Here is a 26,487-nt window from a genome sequence, read left to right as displayed (position 1 = left end):
GCACAGGCTGCCTGAGGAGCACGCATGAAAGCGCGACGGGGTCCCCTTCGCTGGCTGGCGACGGGCGGGCTGGCTCTTGGCCTGGGGTGGTCGGCGCTGCTGCCGGCCGAGACGCTGGAGCCCATTGTCGTGGGTTATCTGGGCATGGAGCGACCCGATGACCGGGAGCCGCTCTCGGTGCTCGACCCGGTACTCGATGACGAAGGGGTGCAGGGTGCCCGCCTGGGCATCAACGACAACAACGCCTCGGCGCAATTCCTCGGCCAGGAGTTCGTGCTCCACGAAGCGACGGTGGCTGAGGGGGGCGAAATTGACGAGGCGCTGGAGGGGCTGGTCGAGCAGGGCGTGGAGTGGATCGTCAGCGACCTGCCCGCAGACGCGCTGCTGGAGGTCATGGCGAATCCCGACCTGGGTGCACGAATCGTGTTCAACGCACGGGCGCCGGACGATCCCCTGCGCAGCGAGGCGTGCCATTCCCAGCTGTACCACACCACACCCAGCCGGCGCATGCTGGCCGATGCCCTGGCCCAGTTCCTCGGCTTCAAGCAGTGGAACCGCTGGGCGCTGGTCTACGGCAACACCGAGGAGGATCGCATCCTGGCCGATGCACTTCGCGCCGCGGCCGAGCGCTACGGCCATCGTATCGTGGGCGACAAACAGTGGCCTCACGATCCCATGGCACGCCGCGCCGAAGGTGGCTTTCATGCCATTCAGCGCGAAATTCCGGTTTTCGTCCAGGACCTGCCCGAACATGACGTGCTGGTGATCGCCGACGAGACCGACTACTTCGGCGAATACTTCCCCTATCAGACCTGGGCGCCGCGCCCGGTGGTCGGCACCCAGGGGCTGATCGCCACGCCCTGGCACCGTGCGCATGAATCCTGGGGAGCGGTGCAGCTGCAGCGGCGCTTCGAAGAGCTGGCCGAGCGCTGGATGACGCCGCGGGATTTCGCCGCCTGGCTGGCGCTGCGTTCGCTGGGCGAGGCGGCGGCGCGTACCGGTGCCGTCGAGCGCGAGGCGATTCTCGACTACATGCTGAGCGAGGAGTTCGAGCTTGCCGGCTACCTCGGCCTGCCGGTCAGCTATCGCGCCTGGAATCACCAGCTGCGCCAGCCGATCCTGGTTACCGGGCCACGCATGGTGGCTTCGGTATCGCCGCAGGAGGGCTATCTGCATCCACGCACGCCGCTCGACTCGCTGGGCGTCGACGAGGGGGAATCGACATGCCGTTTCTGAGCCAGAGAAACATGACCGCGACCCTCAAGCGCGCCGTGCTGGTGCTGGTGCTGGGTACGCTGCCGCTGGCTGCCCAGGCCGAGCGAGTCTTCGTCTCCAACGAGAAGGACAACACCGTGTCGGTGATCGACGGCACGAGCCTCGAGGTAGTGGAGACCATCGAGGTTGGTCGGCGCCCCCGGGCGATGGCCTTCAGCAGCGACGGCAGCGAGCTGTTCGTGGCAGTGGGCGACGACGAGTCCATCGACATGATCGAGCTGGGGACGCTCAAGGTGGTGCGCAGCCAGTCCGCGGGCGACGACCCGGAGGTGATTCGCGTCGACCCCAACCGGCCGTATGTGTACATCTCCAACGAGGACGACAACATCGTCTCGGTGATCGATTACGAGCGGCGCACCCTGGTCGACGAGATCCCGGTGGGGGTCGAGCCGGAGGGGCTCGGCATCAGCCCCGACGGGCGCTGGCTGATCTCGACCACCGAGACCTCGAACATGGCCCACATCATCGACCTCGAGACCAGGGAGGCGGTCTACCATCGCCTGGTGGGCGCGCGGCCACGGCATGCCGAATTCACCCATGACGGCCGCAAGGCCTGGGTCTCGTCGGAAATTGCGGGCGTAGTGTCGATTCTCGACATGATGGAAAGCTTCGACGTCGAGCACGTGATCCGCTTCGACGTACCCGGCGTGCCACGAGAGACCGTGCAGGCGGTCGGTGTCGCCCTGACCTCCGACGGGCGCTACGGCTTCGTCGCCCTGGGCCCTTCGAACCGGGTGGCGGTGATCGACCAGCAGAGCTACGAGGTGCTCGACTACATCCTGGTCGGCCAGCGGGTCTGGCACCTGGCGCTCAACGGCGACGAGAGCCGGCTCTACACCACCAACGGGGTCAGCGGCGACGTCACCGTGATCGAGATCGACGGCCTGAAGGCGATCAAGTCGATCCCGGTGGGGCGCTTTCCCTGGGGCGTGATCGTCCAGCCGTGAGTGAGACGAGCGCCAACCGCGTGGGGCAGGCACTTGCCCTGGAGATCCGCCAGCTGAGCTTTGCCTATGTGGGCCGGCCGGTGCTCGACGACGTGTCGCTGAGCGTGGCGGCGGGGGAGTTCGCCGTGCTGCTCGGCCCCAACGGTGCCGGCAAGACCACGCTGCTCTCGCTGGTCACCCGGCTGCACGATCGCCGGCGAGGCGAGATTCGTATCGGCGGCTACGACGTGCGTCGCCAGGCGGTGCAGGCCCATGCCCGCATCGGCGTGGTGTTCCAGCAGCCGACTCTGGATCTCGATCTCAGCGTGACGCAGAACCTCGCCTATCACGGCGCCCTGCATGGTATGGGGTGGCGCGAGGCGAAGAGTCGGGCTCTGGTGCAGCTCGAGCGCGTGGGGCTCTCCGATCAGCGGCGTACGCGGGTACGGCGCCTCTCCGGTGGCCAGCGGCGGCGGGTAGAAATCGCCCGTGGCTTGATGCACTCGCCGCGCCTGCTGCTGCTCGACGAGCCCACCGTAGGGCTCGATATCGCCTCGCGCCGCGAGCTGGTCGAACACGCCCACCGGCTATGCGCCGAGGAGGACGTGGCGGTGCTGTGGGCGACTCACCTGATCGACGAGGTGCGCGCCGCTGACCGGGTTCTGGTGTTGCACCGCGGTCAACTGCTGGCCGACGAGCGTGCCGAGACGCTCATCGCCCGACTCGGCGTCGACACGCTGGGCGAAGCCTTCGATCTCCTGGTCGGAACGCAGGAGGCCGCATGCGAGTGATGCCCTGGTTGCACTGCCTGCGTGGCGTAGTGGGACGCGAGCTGCTGCGCTTCTTGCACCAGCGCAGCCGGTTTCTTGCCGCCCTGGTGCGACCCTTGGTGTGGCTGTTCGTCTTCGCCACTGGTTTTCGCATGGCGCTGGGGGTGGCCATGACCGAGCCCTACCAGACCTACATTCTTTACGAGGTCTACATTGTCCCGGGTCTGGTGGGCATGATCCAGCTGTTCAACGGCATGCAGAGCTCGCTGTCGATGGTCTATGACCGCGAGATGGGCAGCATGCGGGTACTGCTCGTCAGCCCCTTCCCGCGCTGGTACCTGCTGGTGTGCAAGCTGTTGGCCAGTACCCTGGTCTCGGTGGTGCAGGTCTACGTGTTCCTGGCCATCGCCTGGGCCTACGGTATCCAGGCGCCCCCGTTGGGCTATCTTTACGTGCTGCCGACACTGCTGGTGACCGGCTGCATGGTCGGAGCGCTGGGGCTGCTGCTCTCCTCGTTCATTCGTCAGCTGGAGAACTTCGCCGGGGTGATGAACTTCGTCATCTTCCCAATGTTCTTCCTCTCCTCGGCGCTCTACCCGCTGTGGCGCATCCGCGAGGGCAGCTACCTGGTCTATCAGATCGCCGCGCTCAACCCCTTCACCCATGCCGTGGAGATGATCCGTTTCGCCATGTACCAGCGTTTCAACATCGAGGCGGTAGCGATCAGCGTGGCGGTGGCGGCGCTGCTGCTGGCGCTGGCGATCCTGGGCTATAACCCTTCCCGGGGCATGATGGCCCGCAAGGGCGGGGGTGGCGACTAAACCTCAGGGCGCGGCGAGGCTTTCCAGGTAGTCAATGATATGCCTGCGCGTGCGCTCGTCCAGGCCCCACAGCACCATGCGGGTCCCGGGCAGAAAATCCTGAGGGCCGGCGAGGAAGGCGTCGAGGTTCTTGCGATTCCATGACAGGTCGGCTTGTTCCAGGACCGGTGAGTAGTCGAAGTCCTCGAGGCTGCCGGCCGGCCGACCGAACAGGCCATGCAGGCTGGGGCCGGCCAGGTGCCGGCCGGGGTCGATGCTGTGACAGCCGACGCACTGAGCGCGGAACGACCGCTCGCCCTCGGCGAATTCGTCAGCCAGGACCGTCAGCGGAGCGAGCAGGAGGGTGGCGAGCACCAGGCAGGCGATAAGGTGGCTGCTGTAGCGGTAGCGGGGCATCAGAAACAGCGCAGGTTGGCGTCGGCCTGGGCCTGGCGCAGGGCGTCGACCTGGTCCTGCATGCCGCGCTCGGTGCGGAACAGTACGCCGAGTTCGCCGCGCTGATCCTGCATGCCCAGCACCGTCTCGACCTGCTCGTAAGTGTCGTAGCTGAGGTGCTCGGCGATCACGTCGATACTGCAGGCGCACTTCTGCATGGTCAGGTAGTCATTGCCGTTGGAGGCCATGCAGCCCAGCACGTAGTCGACGCGTGCCTCAGTGGGGTAGTCGTTGGCCAGGCTCGTCGTGGCAAGAGAGAGCAGCAAGCAGGCGAGCGCCGTCTGGCACAGCACGCCGGTTGCTGTCGTCCGAAGTCGAGGCATTGTTGTTGTCTCCGGAAGCATCAAGGCTGTATGGCTTCAAGGTATGGCAGTCGTACGGATTCTGCCACTACCGAGGCGTGCCTATCGGCATGATGGCGAGTGCCTATTGGGCCTGGCGGAAGCGCGACGGTAACATGTTGCGATCGGCCTGAGCCGATTGTCTGCATCCCCTGCATGACATTTGCGGCCCGCCTCTCGGCGGGCTTTTTTCCTCCACGGCGCGTGGGCAGAGCAGGTCAGCCCTTGCGCTCGTCGTCGCGTACTTCGTAGTCGCCCTCGAGCAATTCGTGCTCGCTGGAGTAGCGGCGCTCCTGATAGCGCGCTTCACGATAGTGAAAGCCTCCGCCGGCATCCTTGGCCTGCTCGGCGCGGATTTGCTCGAGGCGCTTCTTCATGCGGTAGCGCACGATCGGTAGCATGGCCCAGCCGAGTAGCAGGAAGAACAGACCGAGTACGGTGCCCACGATCAGCAGCAGGCCGAACAGCAGCCAGGTAACGATGAGCTTGAGCCCGCCCAAGGGGCCGCGAGGCGTCTGATGCGCCCGAGCGCGCCACTGTTGGGCGGCCTGCCAAGCGGCGTTGCGGCGGGGGTCGTTGTCGAACATGAGCGTCTCCGGTCAAGGACGCCGCGACGCGGCGTACGGAATGGCTGTCCCTTTGAGGCTGTGGGCCGAGGATCGTTCCCCTATGCGACCAGTCGCCACAGGGCGGCGGTGGCGATACCGGCGCTGATCGCCGCTAGCGTCTTGTGGCTGGCCAGCATCACGGTGAGAGTGGCCAGCAGCGCCAGGCGCGCCCCCCAGTCGCCCTGTATCGCCATGGGCGTGATCACCGCGACCAGTACCGAGCCCGCCATGGCGTTGATGAAGCGCTCCACTCTGGGGCCGATGGGGAGGCGCGACATCACGAACACGCCGCCGGCACGAGTCAGATAGGTAACCAGTGCCATCAGCAGGATGGCGACGGCCGATCCCGCCAACGTCGAGGGCAGGCTCATGCGATGGCCTCCCGTTTTTTACGATCGGGCCACACCAGTAGGCCGGCCAGCCCGCCGGCCAGGGCGCCGACGATGACGTGGGAGTGGGGCGGTAGCCAGGCCATGGCGGCCAGCGCGGCCAGCGCCGCGGCCCCCCAGGGCACCAGCATCGACAGGTCACGCCGACCGCCCACCAGCATGGCCAGCAGGAAGCAGCCCATGATCACGTCGAGGCCGAAGCGTTCGGGTTCGGCGATGCCGCTGCCGAAGAGCACGCCGAGCAACGTGCCGGTAAGCCAGGTCAGCCACAGCGCGATGCCGCCTCCCACCAGCATACCGACATTGGTTTCGCCGCGCTGGCGATCGGCCACGGCCATGGCCCAGTTGGAGTCGCTCATCACCACCAGGCTGGCATAGCGCTGCTTCGGGGGAAGGTGCGCCAGCCAAGGCTGAATGGCGGCGCCCATCAGCAAGTGGCGGGCATTGATGGCGAAGGTGGTGGCGATCAACGGCAGCAGCGGAATCTCGGGCCCCCACAGCTCGAGGGCGGCGAACTGCGAGGCGCCGGCGAAGACCAGCGCGCTCATCATCATCGCCTCGATCCCCGAGAGGCCGCGGGACAGCGCGGCCACACCGAAGGCCAGGCCGAAGACCACCACGAACAGCGACAGCGGCGCCATGCGACGCACGCCAGTGAGGACGCCGGCCAGATCGAGCCGGGCACCCGGGCTGGTCTGGCTCATCGGCGCCACACCTCGGCCACGATTTCGTAGCTGAGCAGGCGGTCCTCGCTGGCATAGGTGTCGGTGTTGAGCATCAGCTCGTCGGCCCCGGTCTGTTCGAGGAAGCGTTCGAGTCCCTCGCGCACGGTATCCGGCCCGCCGATCACCGCCGCGCCGAGGAACTGCTCCACCTGGACACGCTCCATGGGCGTCCAGTCGAGGGTCTCGATCGGCGGCAGCGAGCGAGTGCGGCGGCCGCGCACCATGCCGAGGAATTTCTGGCGGGTGGTGGAGGCGAGAAACTCGGCGCGCTCGTCGCTCTCGGCGGCGATGACCGGCAGCCCGACCATCGCATAGGGGTGCTCGAGCAGCGCCGAGGGGCGGAAATTGTCGCGATACAGGCGCAATGCTTCGTGCAGGTAGCCCGGTGCGAACTGGGCGGCGAAGGCGAAGGGCAGCCCCTCGCGGGCGGCAAGCTGGGCGCTGTAGCCGCTGGAGCCGAGCAGCCACAGCGGCACCCGAGTGCCCTGGCCGGGCACGGCGCGTACGCGCTGGCCGGGCTGCTCGTCGTCGAGGTAGCCCTGCAGCTCGGCGAGCAGCTCGGGGAAATTCTCGGCTCCTGCATAAGGGTCGCGGCGCAGCGCAGCCATGGTGGCGGCGTCGGAGCCGGGCGCGCGCCCCAGGCCCAGGTCGATGCGGCCCGGGTAGAGGGTTTCCAGGGTGCCGAACTGCTCGGCGATCACCAGGGGCGCCTGGTTGGGCAGCATGATGCCGCCGCTGCCCACGCGAAGGCGTGAGGTGGCGCCGGCGATATGGCCGATCAGTACCGCGGTGGCGGCACTGGCAATGCCGTCGAGGCTGTGATGCTCGGCCAGCCAGTAGCGGGAGAAGCCGAGGCGCTCGGTCAGTCGGGCCAGCGCCACGCTCTCCGCGAAGCTGTCGGCGATGGTCCCCCCCTGGCGGATCGGCGCCAGGTCGAGCACGGATAGCGGGGTGTCGGAAAGTCGGGACATGTTAAGACTCGTCAAAAACCTTAGCCTGCTTGGTTTCTCCAGAATCGTCGTGTCGGCGCCGCGATGCAATGGTTTTTCTGTTCCGGGAGCAGGCCGATGCCAGTGACTTGTGTGGCGTAAGGGTTGGCCTGCTAGCATGTTGGCGTTCATGGACGAAACGAGGTGCGCCTTATGGCCAACCATGGAGGGCAGCGGGTCTTTGCCGCATCGGCCCTGATCATCCTGGCGCTGGTGGCCGCCGGCGCCGGCTACCCCGACGCGTTCGGGGCCGCCGCCGCCGCCGCGCTGGACGCCGTCACCCAACTGTTCGGCTGGTTCTATCTGTTTTCGGTCTTCGGCTTCGTGATCTTCCTGCTGGCGCTTGCCTTCAGCAAGTACGGCAAGGTCCGGTTGGGGCCCCAGGACAGCACGCCGAGTTTCAGCTTTTTCTCCTGGGTCAGCATGCTGCTGGCGGCCGGCTTCGGCGTGGGCCTGGTGTTCTACGGCATGGCAGAGCCCATGCTCCACTACATCGAACCGCCTTATGGCGACGTGGCAGCCGAGAGCTCCGAGGCGGCGCGATATGCCATCCAGTACAGCTACTTCAACTGGGGCATTCACCAATGGGCGGCCTTTTCGGTGGTGGGACTGATCATCGCCTACTTCCAGTTCCGCAAGGGGCAGGCCGGGCTGGTCTCCTCGGTACTGTCGTCCATCGCCGCCAAGTATCCCCGGGTGCGCCCCTACGCGCCGACCCTGGATGTGTTCGCGGTGGTGGCCACGGTTATGGGGGTGGCCACCTCGCTGGGGCTGGGCGTGCTGCAGCTCAATGGTGGCTTCAACGCCGTGTTCGGCCTGCCCGAGAGCGGGCTGTGGCAGTTCGTCATCCTGTTCGTGATGTTCCTGGCCTACATGGCCTCGACCTGGTCGGGGCTGGACAAGGGCATCCGCCGGCTTTCCAACCTCAACATGATCCTGTGCATCGGCCTGATGCTCTACGTGCTGGTGACCGGCCCCACGGTGATGATCCTCGAGACCATCACCCTGGGCATAGGCGATTACCTGCAGAACTTCGTCGGCATGAGTCTGCGTATCTCGCCGTTTTCCGATAACACCTGGGCAGCCAACTGGACCATTTTCTACTGGGCCTGGGTCATCGCCTGGTCGCCGTTCGTCGGTACCTTCGTGGCCCGGGTGTCGCGCGGGCGCACCATCCAGGAGTACGTCTTCGGCGTGCTGATCGTGCCACCGTTGCTGGCCTGCCTGTGGATCGGGGTTTTCGGCGGTGCCGCGCTGCACATGGAGCTGGCCGGCGATGTCGGCCTGGCCAGCGCCACCGAGAACAACATCACCGTCGCGCTGTTCGAGATGTTCGAGCTCATGCCCTTCTCCGGGGCGCTCTCGGTGATCGCCATGCTGCTGATCTTCGTCTTCCTGGTGACCTCGGCCGACTCGGCTTCCTACATCGTGGCGCAGATGACCGACAACGGCTCGATCAACCCGCCGCTGTTCAAGCGCGTGATCTGGGGCGTGCTGATTGCCGCCATCTGTCTCACCTTGATCGTCGCCGGGGGCCTGACCGGGCTGCAGTCGGCCGCGGTGCTCTCGGCGCTGCCCTTTACCTTCATCCTCTATGGCATGATCTTGGTGCTGGTCCGCGAACTGCGCGCCGACCGCCAGTCCATGCTTACCCAGCTCTATCGTCGCCATGGCGAAACGCCGGTGGGGGCCGACGCCTTCGAGGCCGAGGCGCTGGGTGAACAGGAGCGGCTGCGTCGCGCGCCCAACGTGGTCAATCGGCGCATCAACCGGCGTGAGGGCGGCTAGGTCGACCATGAGCGATCTCGCGAGCTCACGGCGCCTGCCCTGAGAGCGTCGTGGGCGATTGCCGGTAGCCAGCGAAGAGCGCAGGTCGTAAGCTCTGAGAGGTAGGGGAACCGGACGTCAACCATGTCTCTCATCGGCTCACGCCGTCGTGCGCTTCCACGAGGCGCCACCCGCCGGCATCAACCGAGTCGCGGGCGTCAGAACCATTTCGATCGCTGGCTCGACCGCGCGGTGGACGTTGCCGTGCTCACGGCGCTGGCAGTGGGTACGGTGGCGTTGGTACTGCATCTGTTGCTATAGCGTCGAGGCGAGATGCGTTCACTGCTGATACTGGTCGTGCTGATGGTCGTCGCGGCGGCGGCCTGGTGGCAGTTCGAGGCGCGTCTTCCCTCCCACTGGCACCCGTGGAAGCCGCTGAGCGTCGGCGATCCCTTGACCCCTGTCACTCGCTGGAAGCTGCAACGCCTGAGCGATGACCGCGAGGCGTGCCTGGCGGTGCTAGGCACGGCATCCGAGACGTCGCTGCGGATGACCCCGTTGGACGACCACGAACCTGCCCCCGGCTGTCCGCTGAGCAATGTGGTGCGTCTCCACGGCAGCGATGTCGAGTTCAACGCCAGTTTCGTCGCGCGTTGTCCGCTGGCGCTGGCCTGGGTCATGTTCGAGCGTCAGCGTCTTCAGCCCGCGGCCGTGGCCCACTTGGGCAGTCGCGTGGCCCGCGTCGAACACTATGGCAGCTACGCCTGTCGCAACGTCTATGGTCGCGAGGAGGGGCGGCGCAGCGAGCATGCCACGGCCGAGGCGCTCGATGTGGCGGCCTTCCGCCTCGAGGATGGGCGCCGGATCACGCTGCTAGAGCACTGGGGCGACCCGGGGGCACGCGGGGCCTTCCTGCACGAAGTGCGCGATGGCGCCTGCGACCTGTTCGGCAACGTGCTGGGCCCGGAGTACAATCAGGCCCATGCCGACCACTTCCATTTCGGCATGCGCGGCTTCCGCCTGTGCCGCTGAGGCCGTCAGGCTCGCACGGCGTCGACGGCCCCCGTACACTCAGAGGCATCAACCCGCTGGCGCAAGAGGCTTATGCTGGGATTTCTGCAGGGTTTCTCCTATGGGCTGTTCGTCACCTGCCTGCCGTGGTGCCTGGTCGGGCTGGCCAACCCGCGGCTGGCGCTCGCCAGCGACAACCCTAACCGCTTGCAGGTGCTGTTCCGCTACTGCCTGTTGGTGCCGTTCATCAGCATGGTGTTGTGGCTGACGTCGCTGTGGGGCGGCTTCGGGCCGAGCCTGGGCGGATGGCTCGCTGGCCTGGTGGCGGTGGGCGTATCGCTGCCGCTGGAGCGTGGTTGGCGGCGCTGGCGTGCGCGGCGCCACCAGCGCCGACTCCAGGAGCGGCTGGCGGCCGAGAGTGAGCGACGGCGTGCCGAGCAGGAGCGTGCCGCGCGGGAATCCGGCGTGGCCGAGCTGGACCCGTCCCGTCCGCCGGTCGACGCCGATGACCTGGTTTTGGCGCTGTGCCGGGCCAAGGCGCAACTGCTCGAGGTCAAGCGTGCCGACCTGGCGGGGCAGGTCGATCGTTTCTACACCCGCTACGCCCATGTGATGGAGTTGCTGGCCGCCCGCTTCGATCGCAGCGAGCTGGCCTTCGAGCGTTCGCGTAGCCTGATCGCCGATGTCTGCCTTGGGGCGGTGGATACCTTCACCTCCATGGCGGCCCAGGCGCGTGGCGTGATGGGGCTGGATGTCGACTACGTACGCCGGCGCCTGGAGCAGGAGGGGAGTCGGTTGTCCGTCGAGGAGCGCATCGCGCTCAAGCGTCGCCTCGAGCTGATCGAGGAGACTGACCGTCGCCTGCGACGCCTGGTCGCGCGCAACGAATCGGCACTCACCCTGCTGGACGATACGGCCGTGGCGCTGGCCCGGATCGAGACGGGACGGCCGCAGGCCGCGCTTGCCACCGATCGGGCACTGGAGGAGCTGCGGCGTTTCATCGAGGGGGCGGATCGCTACAGTCGCCAGGAGCGTCGTTGAGCCACTCGCCGGCTGGCGTTGAGCCATGCGCCGGTCTTGCTTGCTAAGGTGTGGGAAAGAGCCTGAATGGGGAAGCGCTTATGAACCAGTCGTCCGAACGTGGCTCGCCGCTCTCGCTGCCGCCGGTGGAGCAGATCGCCAGCGAGCTCGAGGAAATCGCCCCGGAGCCGAAGGATAGCGAGGAGATCGTGATCGACGACCCCGAGCTCGAGCAGATGGCGGAGTCGTTCGTCGACGATGTGCTGGACAGCGAAGAAGGTGCCGCCCTCGATCGCCAGCGCCGCGCGGTGGATGAGATGGGGCTGGAGCTGCAGCAGCAGGCGGCGCATCACAGCGAGATGCTGCAGGCGCCGCTGCGCAAGCTGGCCCATCAGGGTGACGAGGGCGGGCCAGTGGCCAAGGCGCTGATCGATCTGCGCGGACACATGCAGGACCTCGACCCGCACCAGCATCGCCTGGCATCGGGGCCGTTCGATCGTCTGCTGTCCCGTATCCCCGGTGCCGGCAATCGTGTGCAGCGTTATTTTCGCAAATTCGAAAATGCCCAGCAGGCGCTCGATGCCATCATTGCCGACCTGGAAGCGGGGCGCGACATGCTGCGGCGTGACAACATCACGCTCAGCGACGATCAGGAGAGTTTGCGCCAGCTGCTGGGGCGGCTCCAGCGCCAGGTCGACCTGGGCCGGTTGATCGATCGTCGCCTGGTGCAGGCGCTGGAGCGGCTCGGCGATACGCATCCGCAGCGTGGGTTCATCGAGGAGGAGTTGCTGTTCCCGCTGCGCCAACGCATCGTCGACCTCCAGCAGCAGCAGGCCGTCAGCCAGCAGGGCGTGCTGGCGCTGGAGGTGATCATTCGCAACAATCGCGAGCTGATGCGCGGCGTCGACCGGGCGATCCACGTGACCGTGTCGGCATTGACGGTAGCGGTGGCGGTGGCGCTGGCGCTGGCCAACCAGCGCCTGGTGCTCGACCGCGTCGAATCGCTCAACATCACGACGTCGGAGATGATCGCCGGCACGGCGAGGACGCTGCGCCAGCAAGGGGTGGAGATCCAGACCCGCGCTGCCTCGGCCCAGCTCGACATGCAGGCCCTGGAACAGGCCTTCGACGATGTGCTCGGCGCCATCGACGACCTGTCCCGCTATCGTCAGGAAGCGCTGCCGCAGCTCGATGCCCAGATCGATCGCCTGGCGCAGCTGGCACGCCGGGGCGGCAATGCGATCGACAAGCTGCAGCGCGGCAGTGACGTCCAGTCGTCCGACGCGGCTGGAGCGGAATCGACGCCCGGCGAAGGGCGCAACGAGCGCCCCTCCTAGGGCGAGCCCCCCGGCGAGCAGGGGCCGCCCCGATCCTCGTCGTCGACATCTCTGGGCGGCGGCTCGTGCCGCTGGGCGTCACGCAGCGCCTTGCGCATCAGCTCCCAGGCATCGTCGAGCCCCTGCTGCAGCGAATCCCAGGCCGCCTCGCTGGCATACTGCAGCTCCTCGAGCCGACGGCGGGTCTCGTCACGACGCCGCCGCAGCCGCTCGATGTCGTCGTGATAGCGGGTCTGAGCCTCGGCCCCCGCCCTGCGTGCCCGTGCGGCCAGCGCCTCGATCTCGGCATTCCATTCGTCCAGCCGGGCCTTCATCTGCTCGACGAACTCATCGCGTCTGTTCATGTGGCTTCTCCGCCTCTGGCTGATGCTACTCCTATCGATTCTTCGCCTCGGGGCGGGGTTCCCCCGAGGCGTTCAGGTCTGCGCGGCCACCCGGTCGCGGCCCTGGCGCTTGGCGCGATAGAGCTGACGGTCGGCCTGGGCCATCAGCTCGTCGACGCTGGTGCCGTCATGCGCCGGCGTGCTGCTGGCGACCCCGAGGCTGGCGGTGACCCGCCCGGCGCGGGTCGAGTAGGCATGCGCGATGTCGAGGGCGCGGATCGTGGCATGTATCCTACCGGCCACTTGCAGGGCACCCTCCAGGTCGGTATCGGGCAGCACGCAGACGAACTCCTCGCCGCCGTAGCGAGCGACCAGGTCCGAGGCGCGATGCACCACCCGGGTAAGCGCCTGGGCCACGGCCCTCAGGGCGTCGTCCCCGGCGACATGCCCATAATGGTCGTTGAACTCCTTGAAGTGATCGATATCGATGAATATCACCGAGAGGGCATGGCGATTGCGCTTGGCACGCTGCCATTCGCTGGCGATGAAAGTGTCGAAGTGGCGGCGATTGGCGATACCGGTCAGCCCGTCCAGGGTCGAGATCTGATGGAGCTGGTCGCGCTGGTCTAGGCCACGCTGGAAGGCCTGGAGCAATTGGTCGACGCTCTCCACCAGGTGTCCCAGCTCGTCACTGCCATGGCGTCCCATGGCAGGCTTGGGCCAGCTGCCCGGCTGGCGCGGGTCGGTGTCGGCGATGGCCGCGTGTACACGCAGCAGGGGACGGGTCACGAACCAGTGGAACGCCAGGGCGAGCAGCCCGGCAATGGCCAGGGCCTTGGCGACGCTCAGCGAGAAGATCTGCAGACTGCGATGGGTGAAGTCGCGTGCCAGATGATCGAGCGCCAGCGTCAGTTCGAGTTCGCCGACCGGCTGGGGTGTGCTGCCCGGGCCGGCCTGGTAGTGCAGCGTCTGCCGGTAATGGAGTATGTCGTCGAACAGGGCATGGACAACCCAACTGGAGGCGCGGGCCGACTCGCGCTGACGCGTGGCCATGGTGCGGTCGAAGTCGTCCATTATGGTGGCACTGGCGACGCGACCGCCGTTGAACAGGCCATCGATGACCTGACCCGCCAGGTCTGGGTTGAGCTGGAAGGCCGCCGCCGCCGCGGTGCCGTGGACCAGGTTGAGACGGTAGCGGGTGCTGCTGACGATTTCCTGGCGCATTGCGCGGGCATCGAGAGCGAGCTCTACTAGGCCGGCCAGAATGCTGAGCAGCAGGGCGATGGCCAGGGTGAGTCCGGCTTGCTTGGCGGTCAGGCTGCGCCTGCGGGGTTGGCGATCCATGCCAGGAGGAGGCGTCACTGAGGCGTCTCCTTGCGGGACCGTGCCCGGTCGAGGGCGGCCTGCAGCCGAGCGATGAACTGATCGGGAACCGAGGGGTGGCAGGCCAGGTAGAGATCGACCTCGTTGAAGACGAACAGTCGGCGCAGCGCCAGACCGGCCTCCTCGGCGAGAAAGCTGGCGGTCTGCTCGCCGGTGACCCAGGCATCGATCAGACCGGCCTGCAGGCGACCGATGTTCTCGCGTTCGGCGCTGGCCACGACGATGGGAACCCCTTGACTGGCGGCATACTGCCCCACGGCATCCTCGCGAAAGCTGCCTACACGGAGCCCGCTCAGGTCGTCGAGCGAGTCGGCCTCGATGTCGGCCTCCTCGAGGGCAAAGGCGGCCCAGGTGCTCGACACCAGCGGTCCCACCCAGGTGAACAGCGACTCGCGCTCGGGCGTGCGGGTCGTGGAATAGACGCAGTGTCGATCGCGAAGTTGGGCCTCGGTCAGGGCGCGCGCCCAAGGCAGCAGACGGAAATCGGCGTCGAGTTCGGCGTCATTCAGCGCCTCTCGCAGCAGTTCGGTGGCGCTGCCGGTGATCCTGCCGCCTTCGTCCTGGTAGTTGTAGGGTGGATACTCCTCGGTATTGAAGGCGATGGTGCCGCCGAGGATCTCGCTGACAATGCCCTGTTCGCGCAGTTGGTCCAGTGCCGCCTGCATGCGCTCGACCAAGCGAGGGTCGGTATCGCGGTGCAGCGCGTAGTAGAGGTCCGATTCGCTGATGGTCAGCGTGGGAGCGAAGTCGGTGGTGGGCACCCCCTCCTTCTGCATCAGCCAGAAGGCCACGTCCTCGCCATATGCCCACAGGTCGACCCGGCCGTGCTCGAGCATGCGCAGGGCGCTGACGTTGGACATGGCCGCATGGATCTGGCTCTCGGGTACGCCGGCTTCCTGCAGCCGTTGGGCACCGATATCCTCGCGGATGACGGCGATGCGATAGTCGCCGTCGATCACGTCTTGCATGCCGCTCAACTGGATGCCGCTATCGCGCCGGGCAATTAGCGTGACCCTGTCGGTCGCAATGGGACCCACCCACTGGAACAACGCCTCGCGCTGAGCGGTACGCGTGGTGGAGAAGAGCACCGTGTCCGGTTCGGAGAGGGCGGTGTCGTAGCCGCGGGCCCAAGGGTAGTAGAGCACGTCCTCGCGGGAGAGCGGGGTATCGGTTTCGGCAAAGATTCGCTCGAGAAGCTCGATGGAGATGCCTTCGAGACGGTTGTCCTGCTGGTAGTTGTAGGGCGGGTATTCCTCGGTGATGTAGGTCAACTCCTCCAGGCCGCCTGCTGCCGAAGAAGAGAAGAGTACCCACAACAGCATCAGCCATTTTTTCATGCAACCAGCCCCTGCTTGTTTTTCTTGCCTTCGCGTGCCGGCGCCAGCCGCAGCGACGCGCTGGCTGTCTGCGCTTGCTTGCCCGAATGACGCCCGAGCAAGCAAGCCGTGACATAGGCCTTAGAGCCGCGACAAAGCGGCTTAACTCAGGTTAACCAGAATAATGCCCTTGACAGGCCGTTAAGTGAAGGACTGCCCTCTCCACGCTGTGCGTACGGCGTTATTGGCCGGTAGCGTCATGCCTCGGGTTCGAGCCGATAGAGAGTGCCGTTTTCATTACCGATGAGTACATAAAGGTAGCCATCCGGCCCTTGGCGCACCTCACGAACCGGCCCTAGCGGCTCGTCCAGCAGCTCCTCCATCTCCACGACCTCGCCGTCGTTGACCTCGAAGCGATAGAGCTGCTCGCTTTCCAGACCGCCGACGAGCAGGTTGCCTTGCCAATGTGGGTAGTGCTCGCCATTGACCACGGCCAATCCTGACGGTGAGACATTCTCCTCGAAGCGGTGGACGGGCGGGATCACGTCATCCTCGATGAAGATGGTGCCCTTGGTAATGTCCTCGAGCAGGCCGCCCGTGGTCGCATCCTCACCCAGGGTGAGTTCCGGCCAGCCATGGTTGGCACCGGGTCGTACGCGAATGAGTTCGTCGTCGCCGTTGGGGCGGGCCTCGACGGCCCAGACGTGGCCGCGCTCCTGATCCACCGCCAGGCCGAGCACGTGGCGGTGCCCCCAGGAGTAGATCCTGGGCAAGTAGCCAGCCTCCTCCAGCAGTGGATTGTCCAGGGGCGCCAGGCCTTGTGGGTCGAGGCGCAGGATCGATCCGGCGTGGTCCATGGTATTCTGGGCCCGGCCGGGCGTGCCGCGGTCGCCGATGGACATCAGCAGGGTGTCGTCCTCCATCCAGGCCAGGCGCGAGCCCGCCTGGGGACCAGGCTCCGAGCGCCGGTTCTGCTCGAAAAGCTCTTCCACCTCGACGAGGCGATCGCCGGCCAGGCGGCCCCGGGCCAGCGCCGTGGCAGTCGAGTCGGCACTCCCGCTGGAGTAGGTGAAGTAGAGCCAGCCGGTATCGGGATAGTCCGGCGAAGCGGCGATGTCGAGCAGGCCACCCTGGCCCTCGACGTGAAGGCCGGGCAGGCCTTCGACCCGCTGACGCTCGCCGTTGTAGAAGGTCTGGATCTGCCCGGTACGCTCGCTGAGAACGAAGAGTTCGCCGGGCAGTATCGCCACGCCCCACGGCTGTTCCAGGTTTTCCGCCACCGGCACCAGCCGCAGGTCCTGATGCGCGGTGTCCAGGGTCGTCTCCTCAGCGTGTGCTGTTGCCACGGCTACCGTCAGCGTCAGCAGGGGGATGACATACAAGCGTTCCATTGCCTGACTCCTGTCCTGAATGTAGTACCCAGTGTAGTGAAAGCCGCCCAGTCGTCATGCCGACCCGATAAGCTGGTAGTCTAGGCGCTGGCGATCAGGCGCAGGGAGAGGAGGGCAGGCGCAGATGAGTGTGATACCGGCCGTTGACGGTACGCTACCCAGGCAGCGGGCGTCTAAGCGGGAGATCTTCGGTTGGGCGATGTTCGACTTCGCCAACCAGGCCTATACCCTGTTAATCATCACCGTGGTATTCGGCGAACTGTTCACCACCGTCATCGTCGGCGATCGCGACGACGGCTTTCGTCTGGCCAATCTGCTATGGAGTCTGGCACTGGCCGTCAGCTACCTGCTGGTGGTGGTCACCGGCCCGCTGTGCGGTGCCGTGATGGACTACCGGGCGGCCAAGAAGCGTTTCCTGTTCGTCAGCTACATCGCCACCGTGGTGGCCACGGCGCTGCTCTACTTCGTGGCGCCGGGCTACGTCATGCTGGGGCTGCTGTTGATCGTGGTGTCCAACTACGCCTACTCCATGGGCGAGTCCTTCATTGCCGCCTTTCTGCCCGACCTCGGGCCACCCCAGGACCTGGGCAAGATCTCCGGGTTCGGCTGGGCGCTGGGTTACGTGGGCGGTCTCTTTGCCGCCGGGTTCACCCTGGTGGCACTGGGCGAGGCTACCGCCGAGAACTTCGAGCGTATCCGCTGGGTTGGCCCCTTCGCTGCGGTGTTCTTCCTGATCACTGCCATTCCCACCTTCCTCTGGGTGAAGGAGCGCGGCACGCCGCAGCCACATGCCAAGACCTACCGCGAGATCGCCTGGGAGCGCGTCTCCACCACCCTGCACGAGCTAAGGCGTTTTCGCGACCTGGGGATCTTCCTGGTGTCGCTGCTGTTCTCCATGGCGGGGGTCTATATCATCATCGCCTTCGCCTTCATCTACGGCGCCCAGGTGATCGGCTGGGACGAATCGATCCGCAACGTGATGTTCATTATCGTGCAGATCACCGCCGCGGCCGGTGCGCTGGGGTTCGGTTTCATCCAGGATCGCATCGGCACCAAGATCACCTACCAATTGACCCTGCTGCTGTGGGTGGCGGCGATACTCGCCATCTGGGCCACGCCCGAAGTCACCGCCTGGCTCAACGCCAGCCTGGGGCTGGCGTGGGAGGCCCAGCACCTGTTCCTGTTCGTGGGCTGCCTGGCCGGGCTCTCGCTGGGCTCGAGCCAGTCGGCCAGCCGTGCCCTGGTGGGACTGTTCTCGCCGACGCGCAAGGCCGCCGAGTTCTTCGGCTTCTGGGGCTTGGCCAACAAGCTGGCCGGGGTCATCGGTATCATCGGCCTGGGGCTGCTGCAGTCGGTGGTGGGACTGCAGGCCTCGATCCTGCTGTGTGCGGCGCTGTTCATCGTCGCCATGCTGATCTGCCTGGCGGTCGATCAGGCTCGTGGGGAGCGGGCCGCGGCCGAGTGGGAGGCACGCAACGGTCAGCCTGTCGCGCAGAGCGCCGGGCCCTGACACTGGCCGCTCCCTGACCGGTCGGGCCCTCCAGGGAGCGGCTGCCTCACTCAGCCAGAAAAGCGCGAATGCGATCGCCCGCCTGGTCGATCGCAACTACGCCGTCGAGATGGCCGCGATTGCCTTCCAGTGCGACCAGCTCGACCTCGGTGCCGTCGGCCTCGATCAGCTCGGCGGTCCTGCGAATGCCTGGCGGGGCGAAGACCAGGTCGTCCTCGCTGTACAGGATCAGGGTGGGTGCCTCGATGCGGGCCAACCCCTCCGCCAGGCTTTCGCCATGGCCGGTGATGAAGGCCTGGTTGGCTTTCACCAGGTAGAGCAGGTGGTTGGCGTCGGCGAGTTCGGCGCGCGAAGCGGCGATGTCGTCGAGGGTCTGCTCGATGGCGTAGCGCGCCTCGAGCTCGCGGGTCGGGTCGGCGTCCTCGTCGGCCCAGCTGCGGTCGAATGTGGCGTTGGCCCACTGCCAGTGATTGGCGTCGAGCGTGACCAGCTTGAGCGATTCGCGTAGGCCGTCCAGCGGTGGCTCGCCAGCGTAGTAGTCGCCTTCGTTCCAGTTGGGATCCAGGCGAATGGGGGCGCCCCAGGCGCTCAGGGTGGCGAGCAGCCAGGGGTCGGTCTCGCCGCCGCCGATTACCGGTATCAGCCGCTCGACTTGATCGGGGTAGGCGCTGGCCCACTCGTAGGCCTGTAGCGCGCCCATCGAAGCGCCCATGACCGCATGCAGACGTTCGATACCCTGGCTCTCGAGCAGCGCCTTCTGCACCTCGACGAAGTCGCGGATGGTGACCAGCGGGAAGTCGGTGCCCCAGGGAGCTCCGGTCTCGGGGTTGGTGGTGGCCGGCCCGGTGGTGGCCACGTTGGGGTCATGGGCATTGAGATTGACCAGCGTGTCCGAGGCGATGACGTAGTACTCGTCGGTGTCCAGCGGCTTGCCGGGACCGATGATGGCATCCCAGTAGCCGGGTGCGGCATCATCCTCGGCGTAACGGCCGGCGGCATGGCTGGTGCCGGAGAAGAAATGGGTGATCAGGATGGCGATGTCCTTCGCTTCGTTCAGTTCCCCGTAGGCCTCCCAGCCAATGCGCACCGGGGCGATGGTTTCACCGCCGACGGTAGTGTATTCCTCCATCTCGAAGACCTGCTTCTCGGCTCGCCCGTCCCAGGCCGCCGTCGTGGTGCTGAAGAGCAGCAGGCACGCTGCCAGGCCGGCGCCGGCCAGACGGCACGCGCGGTGGGAATGACCAGGAGTCAACGGGGTCGAAGATTCGATGCTGTCATGCATGAGGCTATCCTTGTTCTTGTGGCGGCTTGTCAGCCATGCCTTCGGCGCGCGCCGCGGCATAGGCACCAAAGGGAACCTTGGCGCTCCTCAGTACAGGCAGTGGATACACGGGTGTCAACGCGGCTGGCCGCGCTTATCCTCGGAGGTGAGTCGATGCAGCGAGAGAGCGGTTCGATCCGGCGCGCCGGCATGGGCATGATGTTGCTGTTCTGGGTGGCGTTCATCGGCCTCGGTAGCTGGTGGTTTCACGGTTACCTGGAGACCCAGCGAAATCCCAATGCCCATTTGGTCAATGCCGTGGCCGGCACGGCGGGGCCGATCGTGCTCGAGCGCAACCGTGCGGGGCACTTCCTGGCCACCGGGCGCATCAACGGCGAGCCGGTCGAGTTCCTGCTCGATACCGGCGCCACCTATGTCGCCGTGTCGGCCGGATTGGCCGAGCGGCTGGCGCTGGAACGAGCGGGCTCGGCCTGGTTCAACACTGCCAACGGGCGTGTGCGTGGCGATCTGACTTGGCTGGAGGAGGTCAGCCTGGGGGGCTTCGCCGCCTCCGACGTGCGCGGCTCCATCAGTCCGGGGCTCGAGGGCGACGTGGCCCTGCTGGGGATGAGCTTCCTCAACCGTTTCGACATCGAGATACGAGACGCCCGCATGGTTCTGCGCCCGGCGCAGCAGCCCCAAGGAGGCGAATGAGACGCTGGCGAGGCAGGCACGCGGAACATCCGAACCAGATACCCGCCCCGGGATGGCTGGACGTCGTATGGCGAGTCAAGGCGCAGCTGTCGGAAGATCGGGTCAGCATGCTGGCGGCCGGCATTGCCTTCTATGCGCTGCTGTCGCTGTTTCCTGCCATTGGGGCAGTCGTTTCGCTCTGGGCGCTGGCCTTCGACCCGGCCGAGATGGCGCGTCAGATCGGTGAGCTGAGTCGTTTCATGCCCGCGGGAGGAGCTCGACTGATCCATGAGCAAGCCCAGGCGGTCAGCGAGAATACCGATACGGGACTCAGCTTGGCCGCCCTCGCCGGGCTGTTGGTGGCCATGTTCCTGGCCTCCAGGGGGGTAGGTGGGTTGATGGTAGGGCTCAACGTGGTCTACGGCGAGGTGGACCGACGTGGCATGGTGCAACGCATGCTGGTGACGGCTGCGCTGACCTTCGGGCTGATCGTGGTCTCGCTGGTGGCCACCGTGTTCGTGGCCCTCTACCCCATGGCCGTTGCTTGGCTTCTCCTCGACGATCCCCTCGTCACGCTGGTCAAGTGGCTGCGCTGGCCGGCGTTGTTGCCGTTGATGATGTTGGTCATTGCCGTGCTTTACCGCTATGGTCCCTATCGTCGCTCGCCGCGCTGGGAGTGGGTCGGCTTGGGTACCGTGACAGCAACGCTGCTGTGGCTGCTGGGCTCCGCGGCGTTGTCGCTCTATGTCGGGCAGGTTGCCGACATGGACGAACTCTACGGTTCGTTGGGGGCCGTGGTGGTGCTCATGCTGTGGTTCTGGCTCTCTGCCTACGTCGTATTGCTGGGGGCCGAGATCAACGCTGAAATGGAGCGCCAGACCCGGCACGACACCACGGTGGGTGAACCGCGCCCCATGGGGGAGCGGGGCGCTTACGCTGCCGATACACTGGGCCCGAAGCGACCTTGGCGGCGCACACGACAGCAGGGAGAGGACCTATGAGCTTGACTCGCCAGCTCGGTATCGAGTTGCCCATTCTTCAGGCGCCCATGGCCGGCGTCCAGGCCGGTGACCTGGCGGTGGCCGTCAGCGTGGCGGGCGGGCTCGGCGCCTTGCCCTGCGCCATGCTTTCACCCGAGGCGATGGCGGAGGAGCTGCACTGCATCCGCGCCGCGACGACGCGACCGATCAACGTCAATTTCTTCTGCCACACGCCGCCGGCATCGGACGAGTCGCGGCAGGTGCGCTGGCATCAGGCGCTGGTGCCGTACTACGCCGAATACGGTCTCGACATCGACAGCGTGCCGGCAGGGGCGGGGCGGCGCCCGTTCGATCATGCGGCCTGCGATGCCCTCGCGCCCTTCTGCCCCGAGGTGGTCAGCTTTCACTTCGGCCTGCCCGAACCGGCGCTGATCGAACGCGTCAAGGGCTGGGGGGCCAAGGTGCTGGCGTCTGCCACCACGGTCGAGGAGGCGCGCTGGCTCGAGGCGCGCGGTGTCGATGCGGTGATCGCCCAGGGTATGGAGGCGGGAGGCCACCGCGGCATGTTCCTCAGCGAGGACGTGACCACTCAGCTCGGCACTTTTGCCCTGCTGCCGCAGGTCGTGGCGGCCGTGACGGTACCGGTGATCGCTGCCGGCGGTATCGCCGATGCACGCGGCGTGGCGGCCGCCCTGGCGCTGGGGGCTTCGGCCGTCCAGATCGGTACCGCGTTTCTGTGCTGCCATGAGACCACCACCTCGGCGCTGCACCGCCGGGCGCTCATGAGCGAAGCGGCACAGCATACCGCCCTGACCAATCTCTATACCGGCCGACCGGCTCGCGGCATCGTCACCCGACTGATGCGCGAACTCGGCCCGCTCAGCAACGTGGCGCCGGCCTTTCCCCTGGCCACTGCCGCCATCGCCCCGCTGCGCACCGCCGCCGAGGCGGCCGGCAGTGCCGATTTCTCGCCGCTGTGGGCCGGGCAGAACGCCAGCGCCTGCCGTGAGGTGCCGGCGGCAGAGGTGGTGCGCGCACTCGCCGCAGGCTTGCGCTGACGGCAGGGCTGGCGAGTCCGTGCGGGGCTGATATCATGGATGCATGAACAGTATTTCAGACGCTGTACCGGTCACTGCCTCGCTCGACGATCCGCTCTACTATCTGGCGAATTTCCGCTTCGTTCTCGGCTGGGTGTTTGAACGCCACGGCGACCTGCTGAGCGTGGAGGAGCGTGCCTTCGTCACCGATTTCGAGGCCTTGCCGCAGCCGTCCCAGGCGCTGCTGGTACGCATGGTGATGCGCAAGGGCGAGTATTTCCGTACCGGTAAGCTCGCTTACGCCGAGATCGGCGACATCGATAGGGCTCTCGTGCCCTTGATCGAGGCCGGCTGGGTCGAGGTGAATCCCTCGCTGAGTCTGGCCGATCTCTTTCACCTGCTGCGCCTGGCCGAGCTGCGTCGGGCGCTGGCGGAGGAGATGGCCGCCGTGGCGCTCTCGCCCAAGGCGAGCAAGGCAGTCCTGTGGGAAACGCTACAACCGCGCCTGAGTCAGGTGCAGCGGTTGGCCGAGTGGTGGCCCGCCGCCGGTGAAATGCTGGGAAGCGAGCGCATCGTGCGCTTGCGCGTAATGCCGTGGTGCGATCGGTTGCGGCTGATGTTCTTCGGCAACCTGCACCAGGACTGGGCCGAATTCGTGCTCACCGAACTAGGCCTGCAGCGCTTCGAGCGGGTCGAGTTGACGCCCGGCTCGCGCGCCTTTGATCGGCGTGAGGAAGTGAACACCTATCTGGCCCTGCATGCGCTGCGCGAGCGACTCGATAACGGCGAGCCATCCGAGGAGCTCGAAGCCGAGGTTCCCGAGGTGCCAGAGGGCAACGCCTGGCTGACGCAGCGACGCGGCAAGCTGCTGTTGCGCCTGGGCCACTCCGCTGAACGCAAAGGGCAGGAGGAGCTGGCGCTGCGGCTGTATGCGGCGAGCGGCGAAGGGCCAGACGGTCAGGTAGAGGCGCGTATCAGGCGGTTGCGACTGCTGGAGCGGCTCGGCGAGCACCGCCAGGCCCATGCTCTGGCTAGCCAGGCATGGCAAGCGGCCACCTGCGAGCAGGAGACGCAGGCGTTGGCGCGGCTGCTGCCCCGGCTGTGTCGCCGGCTGGGGCTGGCGCCGCCGGCGGGTGAGCCGGAAGCGAGGCCGCAACGCCTGGACCTGTGCCTGCCGCGTGCTGGTGCAACGAGCGTCGAGCAGGCCGTGGCTGAACACCTGAGCCGTCCCGAGGCCCCGGTCTACTACGTTGAGAACGCCCTCGTGACCGGCCTGTTCGGCCTGCTCTGCTGGCCGGCATTGTTCGCGCCGCTGCCCGGCGCCTTCTTTCATCCTTTCCACAGCGGTCCGGCGGATCTCCACCGAGACGACTTCGTCGCCCGCCGCCGCGAGCGCTTCGAGGCCTGCCTGGCGCGGCTCGACGATGGCAGCCACGGCGAGGCGATCCGGCGCACCTGGCACGCGAAGCGCGGATTGGCGTCGCCTTTCGTGCACTGGGACGGTCTCGACGAGACGCTGCTCGAGCAGGCGCTGACCTGTATCCCCGCCATGCATCTGCGCGCCTGCTTCGAGCGTCTGCTGGCCGATCCCAAGACCAATCGAGCCGGTTTGCCCGACCTGATCCAGTTCCTGCCGCCCGACCCGGAGGGGCAGCCTCGCTACCGGCTGATCGAGGTGAAGGGGCCAGGCGACAGGCTGCAGGACAACCAGCGCCGCTGGCTGGCCTACTTCCAGCGTCATGCCATACCCGCCGAGGTTTGCCATGTGTCCTGGCAGTCGGGTGCGGCGCCATGAGTGCCTCTACGCCTATTTACCGGGTGGCCGTGCGCGCACTGTGCGACTTCACCGCTCGCGAGGGGGATCTCGACCACCGCTTCACGCCCTCGCCCAGCGCCCGTGAGGGCATGGCCGGCCATGCGCTGGTGAGACGGCGACGAGACGACACATACGAGAGTGAAATCGCGCTGAGCGGGCACTATCGTGGCCTCGTCGTCAGCGGCCGGGCCGATGGTTATGATCCGGCGCGCAACCGGCTCGAGGAGGTCAAGACCCACCGCGGTGACCTGTCGCGAATGGCCGCCAATCAGCGCGCCCTGCACTGGGCCCAGGTCAAGGTCTACGGCGCACTGCTGTGCGCCGAGCGCGGGATCGAGTCGCTGACCCTGGCGCTGGTCTACCTGGATATTGCCAGCGAGCGGGAGACGCTGCTGACCGAGGAGGCCAGTGCCGCCGAACTCACCGCCTTCTTCGAGGAGCAGTGCGAGCGCTTCCTGGCGTGGGCGGAGCAGGAGAGCATTCACCGCCAGGCGCGCGATGCCGCCCTGGCCGGGGTCGCCTTTCCCCACGATGCCTTTCGCCCCGGTCAGCGCGAGCTGGCCGAGAGCGTCTACAAGGCGGCCGCTACAGGGCGCTGCCTGCTGGCGCAGGCGCCGACCGGCATCGGCAAGACCGTGGCTACGCTGTTTCCCACACTTAAGGCAATGCCGCGGCAAGGGATCGACCGGCTCGCCTTCCTGACCATGAAGACGCCGGGTCGACGCCTGGCGCTGGCGTCCCTGGCACGGCTGGGGGGCGACCCTGGCGACCAGGGGGCGGGCGGCCGACAGCGGCTTCCTCTTCGCATACTGGAGCTGACCGCCCGCAGCAAGGCCTGCGAATATCCTGACAGAGCGTGTCATGGCGACGCCTGCCCGCTCGCCGCGGGCTTCTACGACCGCCTGCCCGCCGCCCGCAGAGACGCCGTGGAGCGCGGCTGGCTCGATCGCGAGGCGCTGCGCGAGGTGGCACTCGAGCACGGCATCTGCCCCTATTACCTGGGCCAGGAGCTGGCGCGCTGGAGCGATGTCTGCGTGGGCGACGTCAACCACTACTTCGACGCGTCGGCGCTGCTGCATGGTCTGGCCCAGGCCAACGGCTGGCGGCTCGCGCTGCTGGTGGACGAGGCGCACAACCTGGTGGAGCGGGCACGCGGCATGTACAGCGCTGAGCTGGACCAGCGCGCCTTCGGTCAGCTGCACCGCGGCGCCCCCGCACCGCTGGTGCAGCCCCTCGGCCGGCTGATGCGCCAATGGCAGGCCCTGGTGCGGGAGCAGGGCGGGGCCGATGATGGCCAGGCGGGCCGGCCTGCCTATCGGGTGCTGGAGGGCTTGCCCGAGCGCTTCGTCGGCGCCCTGCAACGGGTGACGGTGGCGCTCACCGACTACCTGGCGGAGCATCCGGGGGTGGGCGACCCGGCCTTGCAGGAACGGCTGTTCGAGGCACTGGCCTTCGCTCGCCTGGGCGAGTCGTTCGGCGAGCACTCGCTGTGCGATCTCACGCGGCATGGGCGAGGCCGCGCAACCCTCGGCCTGCGCAACCTGGTGCCGGCGGACTTCCTGGCGCCACGCTTTGCTCAGGCGCACAGCAGCGTGCTGTTCTCGGCGACCCTGGCGCCGGTGGACTATCATCGCGACCTGCTGGGCGTGCCGGATCGGAGCGTGTGGCAGTCGGTCGCCTCGCCGTTTCACGCCGACCAGCTCGAAGTGCGTATTCAAGGCGCCATCTCGACGCGCCTGCACGACCGCGAGGCCTCGCTCGATCCTATCGTCGACGAGTTAGCCGGCCAGTTCCGCCGGCGCCCGGGTCTCTATCTCGCCTTTTTCAGCAGCTTTGCCTATCTGCAGGCCGTGGAGACGCGGCTGGCACGGCGCTATCCCGAGCTACCGCACTGGAGCCAGACCCGGGGCATGAGCGAAGCCGAGCGCGATGGCTTCCTGGCGCGCTTCCGGCCGGGCGCGCAGGGTATCGGCTTCGCGGTGCTGGGCGGGGCTTTCGGCGAGGGCATCGACCTGCCCGGCGAACGGCTGATCGGCGCTTTCATCGCCACACTGGGCCTGCCGCCGTTCGACCCCTTCAACGAGGCGCTCAAGGCTAGGCTGCAGTCGCGCTTCGGCTGTGGCGACGCCTATGCGTATCGCATTCCGGGGCTGATCAAGGTGATCCAGGCGGCAGGCAGGGTGATCCGCAGCCCTCAGGATAGCGGTACGCTGGTGCTGATGGATGATCGCTTCCAGCAGCCTGAGGTGCGCAAGCTATTACCTGAATGGTGGCGAATGGCAGGAAGCGCGCTACCTTGATTCACATAACGCTACAGTTTCGGATTGTTGCTCCTGCCGCTGCGTGCTAGTTCTTGAAGCAGC

General features: G+C 66.8%; 26 protein-coding genes. 15 read left to right on the top strand and 11 right to left on the bottom strand.

What is annotated here, in order from left to right; all coding sequences use genetic code 11:
* The first annotated feature begins 24 nt into the window (after positions 1-24).
* From HNO53_RS18970 to HNO53_RS18955, 4 genes are read left to right on the top strand one after another with little or no spacing between them, the layout of a single operon-like run.
* Complete coding sequence (locus HNO53_RS18970; RefSeq protein WP_209474286.1) at positions 25-1,236, top strand: ABC transporter substrate-binding protein; 1,212 nt, start codon at positions 25-27, stop codon at positions 1,234-1,236.
* A gap of 11 nt (positions 1,237-1,247) precedes the next feature.
* The gene (locus HNO53_RS18965; protein ID WP_242597474.1) at positions 1,248-2,222 is read left to right on the top strand and encodes a PQQ-dependent catabolism-associated beta-propeller protein; all 975 of its coding nucleotides are present in this window, start codon (positions 1,248-1,250) and stop codon (positions 2,220-2,222) included.
* Positions 2,219-2,992, top strand: a complete 774-nt coding sequence (locus HNO53_RS18960) for an ABC transporter ATP-binding protein (protein ID WP_242597473.1) — start codon at positions 2,219-2,221, stop codon at positions 2,990-2,992. The genes HNO53_RS18965 and HNO53_RS18960 overlap by 4 nt, the downstream gene beginning before the upstream one ends.
* Positions 2,983-3,792 (top strand): ABC transporter permease, encoded by an 810-nt coding sequence (locus HNO53_RS18955; RefSeq protein ID WP_338034795.1) that lies wholly within the window; start codon positions 2,983-2,985, stop codon positions 3,790-3,792. The genes HNO53_RS18960 and HNO53_RS18955 overlap by 10 nt, the downstream gene beginning before the upstream one ends.
* Before the next feature lie 3 nt (positions 3,793-3,795).
* On the opposite strand, the gene HNO53_RS18950 is transcribed toward HNO53_RS18955, so the two are convergent.
* The 6 genes from HNO53_RS18950 to HNO53_RS18925 form a co-directional block, all read right to left on the bottom strand.
* On the bottom strand, positions 3,796-4,188 hold the full coding sequence (locus tag HNO53_RS18950; RefSeq protein ID WP_209474282.1) for a c-type cytochrome: 393 nt from the start codon (positions 4,186-4,188) through the stop codon (positions 3,796-3,798).
* Positions 4,188-4,550 (bottom strand): hypothetical protein, encoded by a 363-nt coding sequence (locus tag HNO53_RS18945; protein WP_209474280.1) that lies wholly within the window; start codon positions 4,548-4,550, stop codon positions 4,188-4,190. The genes HNO53_RS18950 and HNO53_RS18945 overlap by 1 nt, the downstream gene beginning before the upstream one ends.
* A gap of 236 nt (positions 4,551-4,786) precedes the next feature.
* Positions 4,787-5,155 carry a hypothetical protein gene (locus HNO53_RS18940; protein WP_209474278.1) on the bottom strand — a complete coding sequence of 123 codons (369 nt, stop codon included), beginning with the start codon at positions 5,153-5,155 and terminating at the stop codon, positions 4,787-4,789.
* 80 nt (positions 5,156-5,235) lie between these two features.
* Positions 5,236-5,547, bottom strand: a complete 312-nt coding sequence (locus tag HNO53_RS18935) for an AzlD family protein (RefSeq protein WP_209474276.1) — start codon at positions 5,545-5,547, stop codon at positions 5,236-5,238.
* The gene (locus tag HNO53_RS18930) at positions 5,544-6,269 is read right to left on the bottom strand and encodes an AzlC family ABC transporter permease (protein WP_209474274.1); all 726 of its coding nucleotides are present in this window, start codon (positions 6,267-6,269) and stop codon (positions 5,544-5,546) included. The genes HNO53_RS18935 and HNO53_RS18930 overlap by 4 nt, the downstream gene beginning before the upstream one ends.
* A complete protein-coding gene (locus HNO53_RS18925; protein ID WP_209474272.1) occupies positions 6,266-7,261 on the bottom strand; it encodes an LLM class flavin-dependent oxidoreductase in 996 nt (331 codons plus the stop codon). Before HNO53_RS18925 ends, HNO53_RS18930 begins: the two co-directional genes overlap by 4 nt.
* Positions 7,262-7,432: 171 nt before the next feature.
* On the opposite strand from HNO53_RS18925, the gene HNO53_RS18920 reads away from it, so the two are divergent.
* From HNO53_RS18920 to HNO53_RS18900, 5 genes are all read left to right on the top strand, one after another.
* Entirely contained in the window at positions 7,433-9,067 is a 1,635-nt protein-coding gene (locus HNO53_RS18920) for a BCCT family transporter (RefSeq protein ID WP_209474270.1), read from the top strand.
* Positions 9,068-9,190: 123 nt separating this feature from the next.
* Positions 9,191-9,367 (top strand): hypothetical protein, encoded by a 177-nt coding sequence (locus HNO53_RS18915; protein WP_209474268.1) that lies wholly within the window; start codon positions 9,191-9,193, stop codon positions 9,365-9,367.
* A 12-nt stretch (positions 9,368-9,379) separates the two neighbouring features.
* Positions 9,380-10,078, top strand: coding sequence for an extensin-like domain-containing protein (locus tag HNO53_RS18910; RefSeq protein ID WP_209474266.1), 699 nt, complete (start codon positions 9,380-9,382; stop codon positions 10,076-10,078).
* Between the two features lie 72 nt (positions 10,079-10,150).
* Complete coding sequence (locus HNO53_RS18905; protein WP_209474264.1) at positions 10,151-11,098, top strand: cobyrinic acid a,c-diamide synthase; 948 nt, start codon at positions 10,151-10,153, stop codon at positions 11,096-11,098.
* A gap of 80 nt (positions 11,099-11,178) precedes the next feature.
* Positions 11,179-12,414: a toxic anion resistance protein gene (locus tag HNO53_RS18900; protein WP_209474262.1), complete on the top strand. Its 1,236-nt coding sequence runs from the start codon at positions 11,179-11,181 to the stop codon at positions 12,412-12,414.
* On the opposite strand, the gene HNO53_RS18895 is transcribed toward HNO53_RS18900, so the two are convergent.
* The 4 genes from HNO53_RS18895 to HNO53_RS18880 all read right to left on the bottom strand — a co-directional run bounded on the left by HNO53_RS18895 (position 12,411) and on the right by HNO53_RS18880 (position 16,827).
* Positions 12,411-12,758 (bottom strand): sll1863 family stress response protein, encoded by a 348-nt coding sequence (locus HNO53_RS18895; protein ID WP_209474260.1) that lies wholly within the window; start codon positions 12,756-12,758, stop codon positions 12,411-12,413. The genes HNO53_RS18900 and HNO53_RS18895 overlap by 4 nt on opposite strands.
* A 72-nt stretch (positions 12,759-12,830) precedes the next feature.
* A complete protein-coding gene (locus HNO53_RS18890) occupies positions 12,831-14,099 on the bottom strand; it encodes a GGDEF domain-containing protein (RefSeq protein ID WP_242597472.1) in 1,269 nt (422 codons plus the stop codon).
* Positions 14,096-15,457, bottom strand: a complete 1,362-nt coding sequence (locus tag HNO53_RS21525; RefSeq protein WP_242597471.1) for a substrate-binding periplasmic protein — start codon at positions 15,455-15,457, stop codon at positions 14,096-14,098. The genes HNO53_RS18890 and HNO53_RS21525 overlap by 4 nt, the downstream gene beginning before the upstream one ends.
* A 236-nt stretch (positions 15,458-15,693) precedes the next feature.
* Entirely contained in the window at positions 15,694-16,827 is a 1,134-nt protein-coding gene (locus tag HNO53_RS18880; protein WP_209474258.1) for a PQQ-dependent sugar dehydrogenase, read from the bottom strand.
* A 124-nt stretch (positions 16,828-16,951) separates the two neighbouring features.
* Between HNO53_RS18880 and HNO53_RS18875 the strand changes: the two genes are divergently transcribed.
* On the top strand, positions 16,952-18,337 hold the full coding sequence (locus tag HNO53_RS18875) for an MFS transporter (protein WP_209474256.1): 1,386 nt from the start codon (positions 16,952-16,954) through the stop codon (positions 18,335-18,337).
* A 46-nt stretch (positions 18,338-18,383) separates the two neighbouring features.
* Here HNO53_RS18875 and HNO53_RS18870 read toward each other — a convergent pair whose 3' ends face one another.
* The gene (locus HNO53_RS18870; RefSeq protein WP_209474254.1) at positions 18,384-19,619 is read right to left on the bottom strand and encodes an E22 family MetX-like putative esterase; all 1,236 of its coding nucleotides are present in this window, start codon (positions 19,617-19,619) and stop codon (positions 18,384-18,386) included.
* Positions 19,620-19,772: 153 nt separating this feature from the next.
* Here HNO53_RS18870 and HNO53_RS18865 point away from each other — a divergent pair, with 153 nt between their 5' ends.
* From HNO53_RS18865 to HNO53_RS18845, 5 genes are read left to right on the top strand one after another with little or no spacing between them, the layout of a single operon-like run.
* Positions 19,773-20,312 (top strand): retropepsin-like aspartic protease family protein, encoded by a 540-nt coding sequence (locus HNO53_RS18865; RefSeq protein ID WP_209474253.1) that lies wholly within the window; start codon positions 19,773-19,775, stop codon positions 20,310-20,312.
* The gene (locus tag HNO53_RS18860; protein WP_209474251.1) at positions 20,309-21,292 is read left to right on the top strand and encodes a YihY/virulence factor BrkB family protein; all 984 of its coding nucleotides are present in this window, start codon (positions 20,309-20,311) and stop codon (positions 21,290-21,292) included. Before HNO53_RS18865 ends, HNO53_RS18860 begins: the two co-directional genes overlap by 4 nt.
* Positions 21,289-22,329, top strand: coding sequence for an NAD(P)H-dependent flavin oxidoreductase (locus HNO53_RS18855; RefSeq protein WP_209474249.1), 1,041 nt, complete (start codon positions 21,289-21,291; stop codon positions 22,327-22,329). Before HNO53_RS18860 ends, HNO53_RS18855 begins: the two co-directional genes overlap by 4 nt.
* A 43-nt stretch (positions 22,330-22,372) precedes the next feature.
* Positions 22,373-24,103 (top strand): VRR-NUC domain-containing protein, encoded by a 1,731-nt coding sequence (locus HNO53_RS18850; protein WP_209474247.1) that lies wholly within the window; start codon positions 22,373-22,375, stop codon positions 24,101-24,103.
* Complete coding sequence (locus tag HNO53_RS18845; RefSeq protein ID WP_209474245.1) at positions 24,100-26,424, top strand: ATP-dependent DNA helicase; 2,325 nt, start codon at positions 24,100-24,102, stop codon at positions 26,422-26,424. Before HNO53_RS18850 ends, HNO53_RS18845 begins: the two co-directional genes overlap by 4 nt.
* Positions 26,425-26,487 lie beyond the last annotated feature (63 nt).

This window comes from Billgrantia antri, assembly GCF_017868935.1.
Classification (GTDB): Bacteria; Pseudomonadota; Gammaproteobacteria; order Pseudomonadales; family Halomonadaceae; genus Halomonas; species Halomonas antri.
This window is presented reverse-complemented; position numbering and strand designations above follow the sequence as displayed.